General features: G+C 46.0%; 1 protein-coding gene. It reads right to left on the bottom strand.

Going from position 1 to position 346, the window contains the following annotated elements:
- A partial coding sequence (locus AC1M9K_RS14590) for a GA-like domain-containing protein (RefSeq protein WP_481589650.1) occupies nucleotides 1-346 on the bottom strand: 346 nt, incomplete at both ends.

Below are 346 nucleotides of genomic sequence, written 5' to 3'. Positions count from 1 at the left end.
TTGTACTGCCTCAGGTAACGCTGTCACTTTTGTTTGTGCTTCTGTTTTCGCAGCAAGTGCATCATCACGTGCTTTAGTCAGTGCAGTAAGTTCTGTTGGGGTGATGAGACCATTGGCATTTGCATCGATCAGCGCTTGTTCTGCCGCAGCGTATGCTGCTTCTGCTGCCTCTACTGCTGCTTCAGCCGCTGCTAGAGCTTCACCAATATCATCAACAACACCATCTTCATCTTCGTCATTTACTGTTGGTAAAGTGATATCAACCAGATCATTTAAACGACCTTGTAGCGCATCTTTTTCTGCTTGTACTGCCTCAGGTAACGCTGTCACTTTTGTTTGTGCTTCT

It is taken from the genome of Acinetobacter sp. 24-47-67 (genome assembly GCF_056779735.1).
Note: the sequence above shows the minus strand (reverse complement) of the source record. Positions and strands in the feature narration are given on the sequence as shown.